12 protein-coding genes are annotated in these 13,918 nt (G+C 70.4%); 3 read left to right on the forward strand and 9 right to left on the reverse strand.

What is annotated here, in order from left to right; genetic code table 11:
• Positions 1 to 23: 23 nt before the first annotated feature.
• The 5 genes from EOD42_RS21970 to EOD42_RS21990 are packed head-to-tail and all read right to left on the reverse strand — an operon-like array spanning position 24 to position 5,662.
• Complete coding sequence (locus tag EOD42_RS21970) at positions 24 to 1,034, reverse strand: isopenicillin N synthase family dioxygenase (RefSeq protein WP_127789736.1); 1,011 nt, start codon at positions 1,032 to 1,034, stop codon at positions 24 to 26.
• A gap of 19 nt (positions 1,035 to 1,053) precedes the next feature.
• Complete coding sequence (locus EOD42_RS21975; RefSeq protein WP_127789737.1) at positions 1,054 to 2,634, reverse strand: ABC transporter substrate-binding protein; 1,581 nt, start codon at positions 2,632 to 2,634, stop codon at positions 1,054 to 1,056.
• 27 nt (positions 2,635 to 2,661) lie between these two features.
• Entirely contained in the window at positions 2,662 to 3,183 is a 522-nt protein-coding gene (locus EOD42_RS21980) for an OsmC family protein (RefSeq protein WP_127789738.1), read from the reverse strand.
• Entirely contained in the window at positions 3,180 to 4,583 is a 1,404-nt protein-coding gene (locus EOD42_RS21985; RefSeq protein WP_127789739.1) for an aminotransferase, read from the reverse strand. Before EOD42_RS21985 ends, EOD42_RS21980 begins: the two co-directional genes overlap by 4 nt.
• Entirely contained in the window at positions 4,580 to 5,662 is a 1,083-nt protein-coding gene (locus EOD42_RS21990; protein WP_206020435.1) for a histone deacetylase family protein, read from the reverse strand. The genes EOD42_RS21985 and EOD42_RS21990 overlap by 4 nt, the downstream gene beginning before the upstream one ends.
• Before the next feature lie 241 nt (positions 5,663 to 5,903).
• Between EOD42_RS21990 and EOD42_RS21995 the strand changes: the two genes are divergently transcribed.
• Genes EOD42_RS21995 through EOD42_RS22005 form a run of 3 tightly spaced genes read left to right on the forward strand, consistent with a single transcriptional unit; the run spans position 5,904 to position 9,792 of the window.
• Complete coding sequence (locus tag EOD42_RS21995; RefSeq protein WP_127789740.1) at positions 5,904 to 7,484, forward strand: ABC transporter substrate-binding protein; 1,581 nt, start codon at positions 5,904 to 5,906, stop codon at positions 7,482 to 7,484.
• 32 nt (positions 7,485 to 7,516) lie between these two features.
• Positions 7,517 to 8,485, forward strand: a complete 969-nt coding sequence (locus EOD42_RS22000) for a Bug family tripartite tricarboxylate transporter substrate binding protein (RefSeq protein ID WP_127789741.1) — start codon at positions 7,517 to 7,519, stop codon at positions 8,483 to 8,485.
• Between the two features lie 14 nt (positions 8,486 to 8,499).
• On the forward strand, positions 8,500 to 9,792 hold the full coding sequence (locus EOD42_RS22005) for an LLM class flavin-dependent oxidoreductase (protein ID WP_240655251.1): 1,293 nt from the start codon (positions 8,500 to 8,502) through the stop codon (positions 9,790 to 9,792).
• A gap of 21 nt (positions 9,793 to 9,813) precedes the next feature.
• On the opposite strand, the gene EOD42_RS22010 is transcribed toward EOD42_RS22005, so the two are convergent.
• From EOD42_RS22010 to EOD42_RS26425, 4 genes are read right to left on the reverse strand one after another with little or no spacing between them, the layout of a single operon-like run.
• Positions 9,814 to 11,268: an amidase gene (locus EOD42_RS22010; RefSeq protein WP_127789743.1), complete on the reverse strand. Its 1,455-nt coding sequence runs from the start codon at positions 11,266 to 11,268 to the stop codon at positions 9,814 to 9,816.
• A 4-nt stretch (positions 11,269 to 11,272) separates the two neighbouring features.
• Entirely contained in the window at positions 11,273 to 12,055 is a 783-nt protein-coding gene (locus tag EOD42_RS22015; protein ID WP_127789744.1) for an ABC transporter permease, read from the reverse strand.
• Entirely contained in the window at positions 12,052 to 12,807 is a 756-nt protein-coding gene (locus tag EOD42_RS22020; protein WP_164868072.1) for an ABC transporter ATP-binding protein, read from the reverse strand. The genes EOD42_RS22015 and EOD42_RS22020 overlap by 4 nt, the downstream gene beginning before the upstream one ends.
• A complete protein-coding gene (locus EOD42_RS26425; RefSeq protein ID WP_127789746.1) occupies positions 12,804 to 13,889 on the reverse strand; it encodes an ABC transporter substrate-binding protein in 1,086 nt (361 codons plus the stop codon). Before EOD42_RS26425 ends, EOD42_RS22020 begins: the two co-directional genes overlap by 4 nt.
• Between the last annotated feature and the right edge of the window lie 29 nt (positions 13,890 to 13,918).

Consider the following 13,918-nt stretch of genomic DNA (forward strand, 5'->3'; position numbering starts at 1 on the left):
CGCCAGAACGCAGATAGCCTGCTCTAGGCCGGCGCGCGGACCAGCAGGTCGGCGTGGTGGCGTTCCGCCACATCCGGGTGCGACCGCAGCCGGCCCTTCATGTAGTTCTCGCCCACATTGCGGAACAGCGGGTTCAGCGGGTCCGAGGTGGGGCCGGTCGCGGCGGCGGCCAGTTCCGGCGGCAGGTCCAGCAGCGGCACCTCCGCATCCAGCCGCGCGCCCAGGAAGAAAGCGATGGACAGGCGGTCGCTGCCGGCCGGCGGGCTGACCACGCGGTGCACCGTGGCCTTCAGATAGCCGTTGGAGGCCAGTTCCAACAGTTCGCCGATATTCACCACGAAGGCGCCCGGGATGGGCGAGGCGTCGATCCAGCCCTGTTCGCCCTGCACCTGCAATCCGCCGATGCTGTCCTGGATCAGCAGCGTCAGCAGGCCGCTGTCCTTGTGGGCACCGACCCCCTGGTCGCTTTCGCCTGAGGCACGGCCAGGGTAGCGGATGATCTTCATGGCCTGATTCGGCTTGTCCCGGGTGATGTCCTCGAAGGCATCCCGGGGCTGCTCCAGCGCCTCGGCGAAGGCGGAGAGCAGGCGGATGGCCACCTGGGTCAGCGCGGCCTGCCAGGCGAGCAGCGCGGGGCGCAGCGCCGGCTGCGCGGCCGGCCATTGATTGGGCCCCTGCAACCGGGTCCAGCCGGGCGCGCCGGCAGGCTGCGGCAGCGTCTCGCGCTCCGAATGGATGTCGAACTGCTCGCGCCAGTCGGGCGCGCCCCGGGTGATCTCGCGCCCGGCGCGGGTATAGCCGCGGAAGTGCGGCGAATGGATCATTTCCACCGCCAGCTTCTCGGCCTCCGGCAACGCGAAGAAGGCCCGCGCCTCCTGGCGCAGCGCCTGCTCCAGCGTGTCGGGCACGCCATGGCCGACGATATAGAAGAAGCCGACCCGGCGGGCGGCATCGCGCAACTCCGCCAGGAAGGCTGCATGGTCGGGGCCGTCCAGGCGGGACAGGTCGAGGATGGGAAGGGACAGGATACTCATCGCAAACTCTCCGGATCGATCAGGATTCACGCGTGATGTTGAGGGGAATGCTGAGGCCGCGGCGGCCGATCTTCAGCCCGCGCCGGTAGCCGCTGGCGCCGTAGAACTGGCCCAACGGCCAGTAGGGGACCTCCTCGAAGAAGGTGGCCTGGATGCGCCGGCCGATGGCCTGCCGGGCCGCCAGGTCCGGCGCGTCGAACCATTCGTCGCGCAGTGCCTCCATCCGTTCGGAGTTGGGCCAGCCGAACCAGGCGTCGCGGCCGTTGCCGCGCAGCAGCGGGTGGCCGCCGGGGTTGGCGAGGTCCTCGCCGCCGAACAGCACGATCACGGCATTCCAGCCGCCGCGCTCCGGCGGGTTCATGTTGCCGCGCCGTTGCAGCATGCTGCCCCAGTCCGAGGTCGCGTTCTCCGCGTCGAGGCCGATCTTCCGGAACAGGTCGGTGGCCACCAGCGTCAGCGCCGAGTTGTTCACCTGGTCGGCCGCATGCAGCATCACCGCGCGCGCCCCCGCCCGGCCCGTGGCGGCCAGCGCCGCGCGCGCGCGCTCCAGGCTGCGTGGGGAGGTCAGGGCGGCGAGGCCCTCATCGGAGGCAAGCGGGCTGCCGACCGGAAAGGGGCCGACGCCGTCGCGCCAGCGGCCGCGGTCGTCGCCCAGGATGGATTGCATGAACTCCGCCTGGCTCAACGCCGGCAGCACGGCGCGCCGAACGGCGGGGTCGTCGAAGGGCGGATGCAGGTGGTTCGGCCGCAGCATGGCGACCGTGCCGTTGGTCGCGATCCGGTCCACCACCACGTCGCGCTGCCGCGACAGCCGGGCCTGGAGGTCGGGCGCGATGCTCTCGTAGAAATCCACCTCCCCGGCCTGGAGTGCCGCGGCGGCGGTCGAGGGGTCGGTGATGATGTGCCATTCCACCCGCTCGAACCCGGCCAGCTTCGGCCCGGCCGTGACCGAGGGCGTGCCCGCCGGCGTCGGCGAATAGCCTTCGAAGCGGCGATAGACCAGCAGCGCGCCGGAACGCCGCTCCTCCGCCACGAAGCGATACGGGCCGGAGCCGACGATCTCGGTGATCGGCGCCGTCGGCGGCGTGTCGGCGAAGCGTTCCGGCATGATGAAGGCCGGATAGGAGGAGGATTTGGCCAGCGCATCGAGCAAGGCCCCGAAGCGGCGCTTCAGGCGGATCTCGAAGCGCCGGTCGTCCAGCACGCGGATGGCGTCCAGCCGCGCGGCCAGGGTCTGCCCATGGGTGTCGCGCGGCAGCCAGCGCCGGATCGAGGCTACCGCGTCGCTGGCGCGGATCTTCTCGCCGTCATGGAAGGTCGGCCCGTCGCGCAGCGTGAAGGTCCAGCGCAGCCCGTCGTCCTCCACCACATGGCCGGCGGCGAGCTGGGGCTGCGGCCGCCCCTCGATGTCGATGCCGTACAGCGTGTCGAACACCAGATGCGCGTGGTTGCGCACGGCGTAGGAGGTGGTGCTGAGCGGATCGATGCTGGTGACATCGGCCTGCGGGATGAAGCGCAGCGTATGCGCACGTGCCCCCTGGGCCAGGGCGGGTGCTGCGGCAAGGCCGGAAGTGCCGGCGATCAGGGCGCGGCGTCTCATGGCTGTCTGTCCTGGTGATCGGCGCTGTCAGGCGTTGCTGACACGCCCGGCGATGGTCTGTGGGTTGCGCAGCAGGTTCAGGATGGGACAGACCTTCTCGACGGCCGCCCGCACCTCGGCGATGGCCGCCTCCGGCGCGTCCGTCTCGATATGCACGGTGTAGTCGAGGCCGTGCGGCTCGCGCGGCACCGCCTCATGCCACGGCGAGCCGGCCCGGGGGTCGAGGATGCCATGCACCTCCACGGAGAGCGCCTTCAGCGGCAGGCCATGCGCCGCCGCCTGGATCAGCCAAGTATGCGTCAGGCAGCTGCCCAGGGCGGAGAGCGCGATCTCCGGCGAGGAAGGGCCGAGATCGTAGCCCGCGAAATCGGGCGGGCTGTCGCTGACGATCTGGAAGCCGCGCACACGGGCGCGGCGGATGCCGCTGCGCCCCTCGGCGGTGACGGTGACGTCGATGGAGACAGGCTTGTATCCTGGCTCGGCCGCGCGGGCCTTCACGCCTTCCAGGGCCTCGCGTTTCTGCGCCAGGTAGTCGATCAGGGTGCTCACGGCTGTGTCCTCGCGGGGTGGTGGCCTTGCTCCTCCAGCCACGCCTGCACGTCGTCGAGCGCGCCGCGCAGGGCGCCCAGCAACTCCTCGATCTCGGCGGGCCGGATGATCAGCGGCGGGCAGGCGGCGATGGCGTCGCCCTTGAGGCCGCGCAGGATGACGCCGCGCTTCAGCGCCGCCGCCTGCACCCGCGCCCCCACGCCCAGCGCCGGGTCGAAATGCCGCTTCGCCGCCTTGTCGGCCACTATCTCCACCGCCCCGATCAGCCCCACGCCGCGGGCGTTGCCCACCAGCGGGTGGTCCAGCAAGGCGCGCAACCCGTCCTGCAACAGGGGCGAGACCTGGGCGATATGGCCGATGATGTCGCGTTCCTCGTACAGCCGCAGCGTCTCCAGCGCGACGGCGGCGCAGACCGGGTGCGCGGCATAGGTCACGCCGTGGGCGAAGGGGCCATGGGTCGCGCTGCCGGCCAGCAGCGCCTGGTTGATCTTCTCCGACACCAGCAGCGCCGAGATCGGCAGGAAGGAGGCCGAGAGCGCCTTGGCCGTGCTCAGCAGGTCGGGCCGCAGGCCGAAGCGTTCCGAGGCGAACAGCGTGCCGGTGCGGCCGAAGCCGGTGATCACCTCATCGACGATGAACAGGATCTCGTGCCGGCGCAGTACTTCCTGGATCGCGGCGAAATAGCCGTCGGGCGGAACGAAGACGCCGCCGCCGCCCGTGACCGGCTCCGCGATGAAGGCGGCGATGGTGTCCGCGCCTTCGGCTGCGATCAGCTCCTCCAGCTCCCGCGCACGCCGGGCGACGAAATCGGCCTCGTTCTCGCCCGGCAGCGCATCGTGCCAGTGGCTGGCGCTGCCGGTGCGCAGAAAGCCTGGCAGCGGCAGGCCGAAGCCGTTGTGGTTGGCGACCTGCCCGGTGGCGCTGGCCGCGGCGATGGTCACGCCGTGATAGGCGCGTTCCCGCCCGATGATCTTGCGCTTCTGCGGTTTGCCGATCAGGTGGTGGTAGTGCCAGGCCAGCTTGATCGCCGCGTCGTTCGCCTCGGACCCTGAATTGCTGAACAGCACGCGCGACAGCCCCGCCGGCGCCAGGGAGAGCAGTTTCTCGGCCAGTTCGATCGCGGGTTCGTGCGAGCGGCCGTTGAAGATGTGATAGAAGGGCAGCGCCTGGAGCTGTTTCGTCGCGGCCTCCACCAGCCGGGGCTCGTCGAAGCCCAGCGAGGCCGACCACAACCCGGCCATGCCCTCCAGATACCAGCGCCCTTCCTCATCCTGCACGCGCACGCCCTTGCCGCGCCGGATCACCAGCGGCCCTGTCTCCGCATGCTGGGCGAGGTTGGTGTAGGGATGCAGGACGCTGGCCTGGTCGCGCGCGGCCCAGGAGTTGAGCGGGTGGTTCATGGCGTGGCCTCCAGGGGCTGGGTCTGCGTGGCACGGGCACCGAAGAATCCGTCCAGGAAGGCCGCGAGATTGGCCTCCAGGGTCTCGATCAGATATCCGCCTTCCTGGATCAGCACGGTCGGCAGGCCGAGGGCGGCGATGCGCTGGCCGGCGCCGCGGAAACCATCGGCTGTGACGGCCAGGTTGGCGGTCGGGTCGCCGCGCTGCGCATCGAAGCCGAGCGAGACGACCAGCGTGTCGATGCCGACATAGGCATCGAGCCCGCGCTCGACGGCATCCAGCCAGAGGCTGTCCGTGGCGCCCGCCGGCAGCGGGATGTTCAGGTTGAGCGCCGTGCCATGCCCCGCGCCCACCTCGTCGGCGTAGCCGGCATAGAAGGGGTAGAGCCCGGCCGGGTCGCTGTGCACCGAGACGAAATGGACGTCCTCCCGCTCATAGAAGATCGCCTGTGTGCCGTTGCCGTGATGCACGTCGATATCGAGGATGCCGACCCGCGCGACGCCGCCCTGGCGCAGGCGCTCCGCCGCGATGGCCGCGTTGTTCAGGAAACAGAAGCCGCCCGCGAGATCCGCATGGGCGTGATGGCCGGGCGGGCGGGTCAGCGCATAGGCCTGCGGGTCGCCGCCGAGTACGGCATCGGCGGCGTCGATCGCGGCATGGGCGGAGGAGAGGGCCGCCGACCAGCTATGCTCCAGCACCGGGGCGCCATGACCCGAGAGATACCAGCCCGCCAGCCCGGCGATGTTGGTGGGCCTGCGGTGCAGCGGGCGCACTGCGAAGGCGTTCGGGCGTACCGCCAGGTCGTATTCCCGCCCGGGCTGGGCGCGCCATTCCTCGTAGGCACGCTCAAGGAAGGCGAGGTATCCCGCGTCATGCACGGCGGCGATGGGGGCGGTTCCGTGGTCGCGCGGTGCCTCGGCCGCCAGCCCCTTCGCCCGCAGGGCGCGCAGCAGCGCCTCCACCCGTCCGGGCCGCTCGAAATAGGGCCGCGCCGCCATGCCGCTGCCGACAATGCGGTCGGGGTCGTGCCGGGCATGGCCGGGCGGCAGGAAGACGCGCATGGGGGCTGCGCTGGGCATGGCGATGGTCTCCGTGTGCGGCCCAGCATTTACGCACTGAAATTTCGCGCAAACAAGATTTGCACTTAATTTTTTCGCTGATAATGTAATTCACATGAGTGAATGCCGGAATCAACTCGACCCGACCATGGCCCGATGTCGGGTAGCGGCCAGCAGCGCCCGCTGAAACTCCCCGCATTCCCCTGACTTTCTGGCGCCCGTGGCCGCAGTCGGCCCTGGGCGCCCCGCACGAGACCAGACCATGACAACCCGACGTTCCCTACTCGCCGCCGCCGGCGCCGTGGCGGCCCCCTCGCTCTCCCAGGCGCAGAACAGCCGCGTGCTGCGCTTCGTTCCCCAGGCCGATGTCGGCGTGCTCGACCCGATCTGGACCGGCGCCTATGTCAGCCGGAACCATGGCGGGCTGATTTTCGACACGCTCTACGCACTCGACAGCCGCTTCCAGATCCAGCCACAGATGGCGGAGGGCCACAGCATCGAGAATGACGGCCGCCAGTGGTCCATCCGCCTGCGCGAGGGGCTGCGCTGGCAGGATGGCGAGGCGGTGCTGGCACGCGACGCGGTGGCCAGCATCCGGCGCTGGGCCGCGCGTGACTCCTTCGGTGACTCGCTGATCGCCGCGACCGACGAGCTGTCCGCCCCTGACGACCGCACCATCCGTTTCCGGCTGAAGCGGCCCTTCCCGCTGCTCAGCTACGCGCTGGGCAAGCCGGGCTCGCCCCAGGCCTTCATCATGCCCGAGCGCATCGCCAGCACCGACCCATACCGGCAGATCACGGAACTGGTGGGCTCCGGCCCCTTCCGTTTCAACGCGGCGGAGCGGGTGCCCGGCGCGCGGCTGGTCTATGAGCGCAATCAGCATTACCGCCCGCGCGAAAACGGCACCCCCGATTTCCTCGCCGGCCCCAAGATCGTGCATGTGGACCGGGTGGAGTGGCAGGTGTTGCCCGATGCCTCCACCGCGGCGGCCGCCCTGCAGCGCGGCGAGGTGGATTGGTGGGAGGCCCCCGGCTTCGACCTGCTGCCGCTGCTGGAGCGCAACCGCCATATCCGCGTCTCGGTGCTGGACCCCACGGGCTCCATCCTGGTGCTGCGCTTCAACCAGGCACAGGCGCCCTTCAACAACCCGGCCATCCGCCGCGCGGTGCTGCCGGCGCTGAGCCAGGCGGACTATGTGCTCGCGGCCTCCGGCGAGAATCCCGATTACTGGCGCACCGGTGTCGGCGTCTTCCCGCCCGGCACGCCGCTGGCCAGCGACGCCGGGCTGGAGGCGCTGACCGCGCCACGCGACCTGGACCAGGCGAAGCGCGCCCTGGAACAGGCAGGCTACCGCGGTGAGCGGGTGGTGGTGCTGGTGCCCACGGACCTGCCGGTACTGAAGGCCGAGGGCGAGGTGGGCGCCGACCTGTTCCGCCGCATCGGCTTCAACGTGGACTTCCAGGCCCAGGACTGGGGCACGACCCAGCAGCGCCTGGCCAAGCGCGACCCCGTGGACCAGGGCGGCTGGAGCTATTTCCACACGACCTGGGCAGGGGCGGATCAGCTCAACCCGGGCCTTCATCAATATCTGCGCGGCAACGGCGCCACCGGCCGCACCGGCTGGCCTGAATCGCCGCGCATCGAGGAGCTGCGCAGCGCATGGCTGGAAGCCCCGGACGAGGCCGCGCAGCAGCGCCTGGGCGCCGAGCTGCAACGCCAGGCGCTGCATGACCTTCCCTACATCCCGCTCGGCCAGGTGCTGCCGCGCACCGCCCATCGCCGCAATGTCACCGACATCCTTGCCGGCGGCTACCCGGTCTTCTGGAATCTCAAGAAGGCCTGAACCCGACTTACCCCCTCAGGACAATCCCGCTGATGCTCAGATATGTTCTCGCGCTGGCCCTGGCCGCGCAGACCTTCGTTCACCCCGCGCGCGCCGAATACCCCGACCGCCCCATCCGCATCATCGTGCCCTGGGCGGCGGGCGGCAATGTGGACATCATCGGGCGCGGCGTGGCGCAGGCCCTAGCTGAGCAGCTCGGCCAGCCCGTCTATGTCGAGAACCAGGCCGGGGCCTCCGGCACGGTGGGCGCGGGCAATGTCGCGCGCTCGGCGCCCGACGGGCACACGCTGCTGTTCAACTCCGTGGTGCAGACTTTCATCGACGCGCTGCTGCCCAGCGTGCCCTACCGGCCGGAGCAGGACTTCGCGCCGGTGGGCCAGGTCAGTGCCGTGCCTTTCCTGCTGGTCGCCAATCCCCGGACGCCGTTCGAGGACGTGCCGGGCTTCGTGCGATGGGCGCGGGAGCAGCGGCAAGGCGTGTCCTACGGTTCGGCCGGGGTGGGGTCGACCAACCATCTGGCGGCGGCGCTGTTCGCCTCGCTGTCGGGGCTGGATCTGCAGCACGTGCCGTATCGCGGTTCGTCGCTCGCGGTGCTGGATGTCAGCAGCGGGCAGATCCCCATCCTGTTCGATGCCACCACCGGCGTCAGCGCCGGTATTCGCGGGGGGCTGCTGAAGCCCATCGCCATGACCTCAGCCCGGCGCTCCTCCTTCTATCCCGACCTGCCGACCTTCGCGGAATCCGGCTATCCGGACATGGTGTTCTCCACCTGGCATGGCCTGTTCGCGCCCTCGGGCGTGCCGGCACCCGTGCTGCAACGGCTGAGCGACGCGCTGCGGCAAGTGACGCAGGCCCCCGAATTCCGCCGCCGCCTGGAAGATGCCGGCGCCGAGGTGGTGTTCAGCCGCCCCGCCGAGTTCCTGGCCTTCAGCCAGGCCGAGCGCGCGCGCTGGACGGGCATCATCCGCGCTTCCGGTGCGACGGCCTCGGGCAACAACTGATCATGCCCCGCCAGATGAAACTTGGCCTGTTCGTGCTGCCGAGCGGGCAGCACATCGCCGGCTGGCGGCTGCCGGAGGCACAGGCGGACATGCATGTCGATTTCGCCTCCTACCGCACGCTCGCCCGGCGCGCGGAGGAAGCCCGCTTCGACATGCTGTTCGTGGCCGACAATGACGGCGTGCAGGCCGGCGCCTGGAGCCGGGAGGCGCTGTCGCGCACCGCCAACCGCTTCGCGGCGCAGTTCGAGCCGCTGACCCTGCTCTCGGCGATCGCGGCCTGTACGACCCATCTCGGCGTGGTGGGCACGGCCTCCACCACCTATTTCGATCCCTATCGGCTGGCCCGGCAATTCGCCTCGCTCGACCTGCTCAGCGGCGGGCGGGCCGCCTGGAACATCGTGACCAGCCACGACGCGAGCGCCGCGGCCAATTTCGGCATCGCACCGTTGGAGCACGCCGCGCGCTATGAGCGCGCGGAGGAATTCGTCGGGCTGGTGGAGAAGCTGTGGCGGAGCTGGGAGCCGGATGCCTTCCCGCGCGACAAGGCGGGCGGCGTGTTTTTCGACCCCGCCAGGCTGCATGCGCAGCATCATGAGGGGCGGCATTTCCGGGTCTCGGGCCCGTTGAACGTGGCGCCCTCCGCCCAGGGCCATCCGGTGCTGGTGCAGGCCGGCTCCTCCGGCCCCGGGCGCGATCTGGCGGCCCGCAAGGCGGAGGTGGTGTTCACCGCCCAGACCAATCTGCGGGACGCCCAGGCCTTCTATGCCGACATCAGGCGCCGCGCCGCCGATTTCGGCCGCGCGCCCGATGCGCTGAAGATCATGCCGGGCGTGAGTTGCATCGCCGCCGCGACGGAGGCCGAGGCGCGGGACCGTTTCGAGGCCATGCAGTCGCTGATCGACCCTGCCGTGGGGCTGGCGCATCTGCAGACCCTGCTGGGCGTCAGCCTGGAAGGCCATGCCCTGGACGAGCCGGTGCGGGAACTGCCCGCGAGCAACGCCATGCAGAGCCGCCATGCGCTGTTCCTCGGCATGGCGCGGGAAGAAGGGCTGACGCTGCGCCAGCTTTACCAGCGTGCCGCCGGGGCCAAGGGCCATCTGCTGCTGGTCGGCACCGGCGCGCAGATCGCCGGAACCCTGGCCCGGTGGTTCGAGGAGGGAGCAGCCGACGGCTTCAACGTCATGCCGCCCTACCTGCCGGGCGGCTTCGACGATTTCGTCACCCATGTGCTGCCGGAGCTGCGTTCGCGCGGCCTGGTGCGCGAGGCCTATGCCGGCACCACGCTGCGGGAGAATCTGGCCCAGTAGCCGGGCTTCGGTAGCCGGAGTTCAGAAGCCTGGCGGCGGTGCGAATCCGTGCAGCGCCTCCAGCACCGCCGCGAAGGCGAGCGTCGTGCGATCCTCATGGGACGGGCCGACGATCTGCACGCCCACCGGCAGCCCCTCGACGAAGCCGATCGGTGCCGATGTCGCCGGCAGCGAAGGCAATGTGGCGAGGCCCGCCCAGAACAGCTGGTCGTTGTAGTCCGCGTCGCGTCCGTTGACGCGCAGGGTGCGCTCCTCGCGCGGGCGCTGTTCGTCCAGGGGGAAGGCGGGCACGGTGGAGGCCGGCGCGATCACCACGTCATATTCCTCGAAGAAGGCTGACCAGTCGGCCTTGAGCCGGGCGCGCGCCTCCTCCGCCAGCAGCCAGTCGCGATGGCGCTGCGCGAAGGCGGCATTGCTCTGCGCCACATAGAAGCTGGCATTGCCGCCCGCCTGGCCCTCCGTAGCGGCCACCGCCTGGGTGAACACCGCCTCCGGTAGCCTGGCGGAAACGCTGCCGCGCAGCAGCCGCAGATAGGTGGCGTGATGCGCCGTGTGGTCGGCAAAGGGCAGCGCGTTGAACGTCACGCGGGCACCGGCCGCCTTCAGCTTCTCCGCCAGGGCCGAGATCAGCGCCTGATACGCCGCATCCACTTCGGCCGCCGGGGAATCCAGCACCACGGAGACGCGGAATTCATGCGCCTGGGTGCCACGCGGGGGCGGCAGTTCGACCCGCCAGGCACGGGCGGCGGGCCCCGCCGGCCCGGCCAGCACATCCAGCGCCAGGCCCAGATCGCGCACGCCGCGCGCCAGCGGGCCGCTGACCACCAGATCGTTCTCCAGCACGGTGCCAGGGCGGCCGGTGCCGTCGATGGGCAGCAGGCCCGGCGTGGGCTTGTGGCCATAGACGCCCGAGAAATGCGCGGGGATGCGGATGGAACCGCCCGCGTCGCTGCCGAGCTCCAGCGCCGTCAGCCCCGCCGCCACCGCCGCCGCCGACCCGCCGGAGGAGCCGCCGGGGGAACGCTCGGCGTTCCAGGGATTGCGAGTGGTGCCGTGGATCGCGTTGTAGCTCTGCCAGTCCAGCGCGTTCAGCGGAATGTTGGTCTTGCCGAACAGCACCGCACCGGCGGCTTCGAGCCGTCGGATGATCTCCGCGCTGCGGGCCGGCACGTTGTCGCGCAACGCCGGATCGCCCCAGGTCGAGGGCCAGCCGGCGACGTTGTTGGTGTCCTTCACGGTCAGCGGCAGGCCATGCAGCGGGCCCAGCCATTCGCCCTTCGCGCGGGCGGCATCGGCGGCATCGGCCGCCGCCCGCGCCCGGGCCGCATCCAGGTGGATCACGGCGTTGATGCGCGGGTTCAGCCGCTCGACCCGGCGCAGATACAGCTCCAGCAGGGCACGGGAAGTGATCTGCCCGGCGCGCAGCTGCTCCAGCAGCCGCCAGGCGGGAAGGAAGGCGAGGCTTTCGTCGCTCATGGTCTCAGCTTTCTGCGGAAGGATGAGAGGGCCTGCCCTCCCAGAAGACGATACGCCGGTGCAGCCAGCGCACCAGGGTGCTGCCGGCCATGCCGGCGGCGGCGAGTTCCAGAACGCCCGCGAACATCACGGCCACGTTCATGTTCACGGTGGCAGAGCCGATGACATAGCCCACGCCCCGGTCGGAGGAGACGAACTCCCCCACCACCGCGCCGATCAGTGCCAGCACGATGCCGATCTGCAGCCCGGCCATGATGGCGGGCGCCGCCGCCGGCAGCTTCACATGCACGAACACGAACCAGCCGGAGCGCGAGAAGGAGCGCGCCATCTCGATCATTTCCCGGTCCGCGCCGCGGATGCCGGTGATGGTGTTCACCAGCAGCGGGAAGAAGCAGATCAGCGCCACCAGCACGACCTTGGAGGCAAGCCCGAAGCCGAACCAGACCAGGATCAGCGGCGCCAGAGCCACCTTGGGCATGGCCTGGATCGCGATGATGTAAGGGTAGACGAAACGCTCGAACAACCGCGATTCCGCCACCAGGGCGCCCACCAGCACGGCGCCGATGCTGCCGATGACATAGCCCACCAGCGTCGCTGTCAGGGTGAAGGCGAGATGCGGCCAGTCGGTGCCCTCGGTCACCAGGCCCGACCACAGCGCGGCGCCGACCAGGGACGGGCTGGGCAGCAGATAGGATGGCAGGCCGGTCGGCCCGGTGAAGGCCGCCCAGATCCCCAGGATGAGGGCCAGCGTCAGCAGCGGTGGCAGCAGGGCAAGCGCGCGCTTCATGCCGCCACCTTGTCGAATTCATGGCGCAGGGCCAGCGCCAGTTCGTTGAACAGGGGATCGGCCATGGTCTCCGGCCGGCGCGGGCGGGGCAGTTCCACCTTCCAGTCCAGCAGCACCCGCGCGGGGCGGCCGGCCAACACCAGGATGCGGTCGGCCAGGAACACCGCCTCCGGGATGGAGTGGGTGACGAAAAGAGCGGCGCGGGGGCGGGCGAGCCACAGCTCCTGCAGCACCAGCGCCATGCGTTCGCGCGACATCGCATCCAGCGCGGCGAAGGGCTCGTCCAGCAGCAGCAGGTCGGGGTCATGCAGCAGCATGCGGGCCAGGCCCACACGCTGGGCCATGCCGCCCGACAGTTGCGACGGATACAGCCCCGCCGCGTCGGGCAGGCCCACGGCCTTGAGCAAGGCCTGCGCACGCTCAAGCTCCGCCGCGCTGGCACCGCGCCGGAAGCCTGCCGGCAGCAGCACATTGTCCAGCGCGGTGCGCCAGGGCAGCAGCGTGGCCTTCTGGAACACCATGCCGACATCCTGTCGCGGACGCCGCACAGGTTCGCCCTTCACCAGGATATCGCCGGCAGAGCGCGGCAGCAGCCCCGCCACCAGCCGCAGCAGGGTGGATTTCCCTCCGCCCGAGGGGCCGAGCACCGCCACGAACTCACCGTCCGCGACCGTGAAGGACAGGTCGCGCAGCACTTCCCGGCCGGGATAGGCGAAGCCCACCCCGGACAGCGACAGGGGAACGGCGCTCACGGCCGCGGAGGGGTCAGCGCGCGGGCGCGGGCGACCAGGGCCGCACGATCGAAGCGGTTGAAGCCCGCCACGAACTGGTTCGTGAAGTACTGCTCCACCGGCACGTCGGGGGTCGCGAATTCGCGCTGGCGGGCCATCTCGCGCACATACTCGCGGATCTGCTCCAGGTCGTACTGGCCAGAGACGCGGTCGCGGCCGTTCTCGTCGCGGATGTTGGCCGAGAAGCGGCGCTCGATGATGCCGATATTCTCCGGCAGCGCCTTGTCAGGGTCCGCCGGGCGCGCCTGCGGGTTCTGGCGCCAGAAGGCCTCGACGCAGGCGCGCGGGTTGGCGTCGCAGGCGATGCCGGCCTGGGCATAGGCGCGGCCGAAGCGCTCGATCAGCGACGGGTTGGTGTCGATCGTGCTGCGATGGACCAGGAAGCCGTTGGTGATCATGCGGCGGTAGACGGGCGGGAATTCCAGCCGGCGCGCCGGCGTGCCCTCCAGCTCCAGCATGTCGATCCAGGTACTGTTGAAGTTCAGCGCCTGGACCCGGTTTTCCCGCAGGGCATGGAAGCCGGCGCCCAGCACGCCCACCGCGACGATCTGCACGTCGCGGCCGGGTTCCAGCCCCACGCTGCGCAGCAGGGCGCGGGTCTGCGGAATGGTACCCCAGGTCAGGGCGCCGACGCCCACGCTGCCACCGCGCAGATCGGCCAGGGTGCGGATCTGGCTGTCCGCCCGTACCGCGATCTCGAGCGTATTGGTCGGCCCCGCATTGTAGACATAGGTGACGGGCAGCGGCGCTTGGCCGGGCCGGTGGGCGGCCAGCAGCGTCTCCGCCAGCGGGAAGCCGAAAGTGATCTGGCGCTGCAGCAGCTGCGGCAGGATGGCGCCGGCGCCCGACAGCACGACACGGCGCAGTTCGATGCCCTCGGCACGGAACAGGCCCAGCTCCTCAGCCAGGGCATAGGTGCCGCCATCGGTGACGGTGGGCGGGATGCCGAGGCCGATAGTGACCTGATCCAGGTTCTGAGCGCGGGCAGGCGCGATGATGGAAGCGAGAAGTGCCAATGCGGCCAGGCCGCGACGGATAGTCATGAAGGGTTTCCTGTAATGGGCCGCGCGTC

Source organism: Rhodovarius crocodyli (assembly GCF_004005855.1).
GTDB lineage: Bacteria > Pseudomonadota > Alphaproteobacteria > Acetobacterales > Acetobacteraceae > Rhodovarius > Rhodovarius crocodyli.

Coding starts and splice junctions, on each gene's coding strand:
- EOD42_RS21970 (WP_127789736.1), bottom strand. CDS start 1,034: ATGAGTATCCTGTCCCTTCCCATCCTCGACCTGTCCCGCCTGGACGGC.
- EOD42_RS21975 (WP_127789737.1), bottom strand. CDS start 2,634: ATGAGACGCCGCGCCCTGATCGCCGGCACTTCCGGCCTTGCCGCAGCA.
- EOD42_RS21985 (WP_127789739.1), bottom strand. CDS start 4,583: ATGAACCACCCGCTCAACTCCTGGGCCGCGCGCGACCAGGCCAGCGTC.
- EOD42_RS21990 (WP_206020435.1), bottom strand. CDS start 5,662: ATGCCCAGCGCAGCCCCCATGCGCGTCTTCCTGCCGCCCGGCCATGCC.
- EOD42_RS21995 (WP_127789740.1), top strand. CDS start 5,904: ATGACAACCCGACGTTCCCTACTCGCCGCCGCCGGCGCCGTGGCGGCC.
- EOD42_RS22000 (WP_127789741.1), top strand. CDS start 7,517: ATGCTCAGATATGTTCTCGCGCTGGCCCTGGCCGCGCAGACCTTCGTT.
- EOD42_RS22005 (WP_240655251.1), top strand. CDS start 8,500: ATGAAACTTGGCCTGTTCGTGCTGCCGAGCGGGCAGCACATCGCCGGC.
- EOD42_RS22010 (WP_127789743.1), bottom strand. CDS start 11,268: ATGAGCGACGAAAGCCTCGCCTTCCTTCCCGCCTGGCGGCTGCTGGAG.
- EOD42_RS22015 (WP_127789744.1), bottom strand. CDS start 12,055: ATGAAGCGCGCGCTTGCCCTGCTGCCACCGCTGCTGACGCTGGCCCTC.
- EOD42_RS26425 (WP_127789746.1), bottom strand. CDS start 13,889: ATGACTATCCGTCGCGGCCTGGCCGCATTGGCACTTCTCGCTTCCATC.